General features: G+C 54.1%; 3 protein-coding genes and 1 pseudogene. 1 reads left to right on the top strand and 3 read right to left on the bottom strand.

Annotated elements, in window-relative coordinates; translation table 11 throughout:
* The coding region (locus FV233_RS30975; RefSeq protein WP_210249517.1) for a hypothetical protein at positions 1–198 on the top strand (198 nt) is incomplete at its 5' end.
* Between the two features lie 571 nt (positions 199–769).
* Here the strand turns inward: FV233_RS30975 and FV233_RS28725 are convergent.
* The 3 genes and pseudogenes from FV233_RS28725 to FV233_RS30740 all read right to left on the bottom strand — a co-directional run.
* Positions 770–1,839 (bottom strand): annotated as a pseudogene (locus tag FV233_RS28725) (helix-turn-helix domain-containing protein).
* Positions 1,840–1,894: 55 nt separating this feature from the next.
* Positions 1,895–2,644 carry a CatB-related O-acetyltransferase gene (locus tag FV233_RS28720; protein WP_147899560.1) on the bottom strand — a complete coding sequence of 250 codons (750 nt, stop codon included), beginning with the start codon at positions 2,642–2,644 and terminating at the stop codon, positions 1,895–1,897.
* A 338-nt stretch (positions 2,645–2,982) separates the two neighbouring features.
* On the bottom strand, positions 2,983–3,474 hold a 492-nt coding region (locus FV233_RS30740), incomplete at its 5' end, for a hypothetical protein (protein WP_187278265.1).

The raw sequence follows: 3,474 nt of genomic DNA, 5'->3' as shown, positions 1-3,474 counted from the left end.
GGGCAGGCTGGAATGAAAGTTGATAAAATATATAGTTTTACATCGATTGAGAATATATCTGACCACCTGCCAGCCGTCGCTGGACTTGAGAGGGCGCATAAAAGGCTCGCGCAACGTATAGCGTTGGTGGCAAAATATATTTTTAACTGGCGATTGCGGGGTGATGAATTTGTTGTTGTTATGAGTCGTCGACAATAGCAGCTCAGAGTTTTGCTGCTATTCGATTTGAACCGCCTGCATAGGAAGATCTTCTGGCCGGTTTGAATAATGAGTGCAGTCGAAGCCAGTTATCGCGGCAGGAAGGTGATTGGCGCTGCGAACGCGCGTACTCGCATGGAACATCACTGCGACACTGTGTGAGGGCCGTGGAGGATGCTGTTTCAGCGATCGCCGAAACGACCTTTACGGGAGACACTGGAACAGCATCGATGGCGCGCATCGCTCCCTCCTCCGCTGTAATAGGCCAGCGGCGCACTGGCTCTATCGGATGTCTCGTCTGACGCACCGTTCGCTCAACACGCAAATCCTCGCAACGATGTAGTCTCCGTTGCGCCCGAACTTAGGCCGCTGCTAGGCGTCCCCGGAAAAGATCACCACGTCGCCAGCCAAATACCATACCAGGTTAGGGGCTACCAATGTCAATGAATGGGTCTTGTGGTGTCTAACGCTCGATAGGCGTTCCAGTTCATCGTGACAAACATCGATGCAAGCTTCATCTACAGAAAGAATTGTCTTTTACTTCAAGCATTCCAAAGCTAATTGCTCTGAATCAGCCAGTTGGTTCAGGGGCTCGGCTGAAGGCGTCGAAGGTTGCAGAGGCAGGTTGTGTCTCGATGAAGGGCTGGGGATTTCGGTTGTGTTGGGCGATGTAACGATTGATCGAGGCCTTTACGTCGACAACGCCGGTGTAGGTGCACCGCTGTAGGCAACGATGGATCAGCGCAGAGAAGAATCCCTCGACGGCGCTGAGTCGGGAAGCCGAGGTCGGCGTGAGGTGGAAGCTCCAGCGCGGTTGGCGGGCAAGTCAGGCGCGGACGCGCGTGTGTTTGTGGTTTTTATAGTCGTCGAGGATAACGTGGACGCGTTTGCCAGCTGGCACCGCCGCCTCGACGGTATGGAGGGAGCGGATGAACGCGCTGTGGCGATGAAGCCGCATGCAGCGGCCGAGGACCGTGCCGGTGAGGACGTAGAGGGCGGCAAACAAGGTCGGCATGCCGGGGCCGTATAGTCGTTCGTCTGTACGGCTGGGTGCCTTGGACCGAGAGGGCCGGTCGGGGCGGGCGCACTCCAGGCCAGGAACTGGGACTGCTCGTCGACCGACAGCACGACCGCGCGGGCTGGCGGGGCCAGGTAGAGGCCGCCCACATCCTCTACCTACTCGAAAAAAGCGGGGTCAGGCGAGCGCGTGAACGTGCGGATCTGATGCGGTTGCAGGCGATGCTCCTGCCAGATCTGTTGCACGAAGCGTGGCGAGATCTCTACCCGCGTCGCGACGGCACTTCAGATTAAGTGCGCGACCTCATCGGGTGGCGCTGAGCAGGTCACCGCCAGAACCTTCGCTATCGTCCGGGCGGGGTGAGGTGGGATCCCAGGCGGGCGGGTCTTATCGCGCAGCAGGCCCGCAACGCCCTCCTCGACAAAGCGTTGCTTTCAGCGCCAGACGGCGGGCAGACTGACGCCGGTCTGCCGCGCCACGTCCTGCGCGCTCAAGCGCTTGGCTGAGAGCACGATGATCCACGCCCGTAGGAAATGCTTGAGAGGTCGAGATCAATCGCCGACGATCAAGCTCAGCGCTGAGTTGGTGACGTCGGCGAGGAACACGGCGATGGGCTGAGTCATTGTTCAGACTCGCATGCATCACACAACTCGAGAATTCTCTGCCCGGATCAGCACACTAGTCGAGATGTTCCCCGGGGATTCCGATCAATTGTGCAGGGGGAGGCTCGTACGGTTCCAGGCTTGGTTTGCGCAACTCGAACGATCTGCAAAAATTATTCGGATTTGATAGATCTAAGCCGTCGAAATCGAGAAAATTGTACCGCCACCATTCGCTTGCGAGAAGGCGACTGATGATTTCTCTAGGGAAACGGGGGCGAATAATTTGCGCGGGGTTACCGCCGACGATCTGATAGGCAGGCACTGACTGCGTCACCACGCTTCCACTTGCTACAACGCATCCGGTTCCAAGAGTTACACCAGCAGCGATAAGCGAGGCGGCACCCACCCACACATCGTGACCAATTTTTGGCGGGGGTTTTTGTGGATTCGGATAGATGTTGGCGTAGCTCGGGCGCATGTCTCGCATCACACGGATGACCTGACCGCGCGGATTTAATTCATGAGTAAAAGGGGAAGTAGATATATATTCAAGGGGGTGCCGGTAAATTGGATAAGTCACATCTGGACCGATCGAACAATAGCGACCTATCGTGATATGGGGATTGAGCGTGCTATTGCTGTATGTTTGGAAGCCGATCGAGCATAACGATTTGCCAGCATAGATGCCAACATACGGTTCGATTTCGCAACTATGAGCGAACTCTAATATATCGCCAACATCAACGCCCTGGTCCCGCTCCGAACTCATTGAGATGCGGTGGTCATTGAGGTACTCAATCGTTTGAGGAGTTGCCCGAATTTGCATAGCGAGTTCAACACGGTCAATTTTAGGACACGATGACGGGAGTGGACAAATGAAGCCCGGTTAAGGCTCCGAGATCGAAACTGATGACGGGACGGGCGTCGAGCACTCAGAAAACGTTCCAATCGAGGTGATCGCGGACTTTGACGAAAAAATGCCAGGAGGTGATTCTGCCGCCATGTTCGACCCCCCTTACCAAGCCGGACACCATTATGTCATAGCGCAAAAATCCTCATGCGGAACTGTGTTAGAGCTGCTTCTCGCCGATTTTTGACTTTGATAATGGTGCAACGATTGCCCAGGCCATGTAAAAATTGGGGCCCAAAACCTACGGTCATAAATCATCCCTTTATCGATCGCGCGCCCTCGCCTATTAATGATTTTACCATTTCGACAAGTTGCATTAAGACGCGGGTTTCTTCGATATTGTTTCTAATGTTGCCGTCGCACAGACTGCTATACTTTGCAATTCGCCTTGCGCAAAAGCCAACTTCGGATGTCATGTTGTGCTTTTTAAGTTCCTCGATGACTTCCATTCCCAATTTCTGGAAAGAGTATTTCGTCCAACGTTGCTCGTGCTTGAGATGGTAAGCGATTGTCCCAGACACTACGCAGAGATCAATATTAAGCGTAGATGCTTGAATCGGTAGCCAGATATCCCACCAAGGACATCCGAAGACAAATGGTTGATCAGCGAGGCGGCGAGCATATTTGCGGGCAAAAAGGAAATAATCGAATCCGTCTAAAAACGTCTTACCACTGGGCGAGCTGCCTACCATTTCATCAAGGCTATCGATGTCATATCGGTGCCCAAAAACGAGGGAATGTAATTC

Source organism: Methylobacterium sp. WL7 (assembly GCF_008040085.1).
Taxonomy (GTDB): domain Bacteria; phylum Pseudomonadota; class Alphaproteobacteria; order Rhizobiales; family Beijerinckiaceae; genus Methylobacterium; species Methylobacterium mesophilicum.
Note: the sequence above shows the minus strand (reverse complement) of the source record. Positions and strands in the feature narration are given on the sequence as shown.

Excerpts from the sequence above, each read along its gene's own strand:
- FV233_RS28720 (WP_147899560.1), bottom strand. The coding sequence starts at position 2,644 with ATGCAAATTCGGGCAACTCCTCAAACGATTGAGTACCTCAATGACCAC.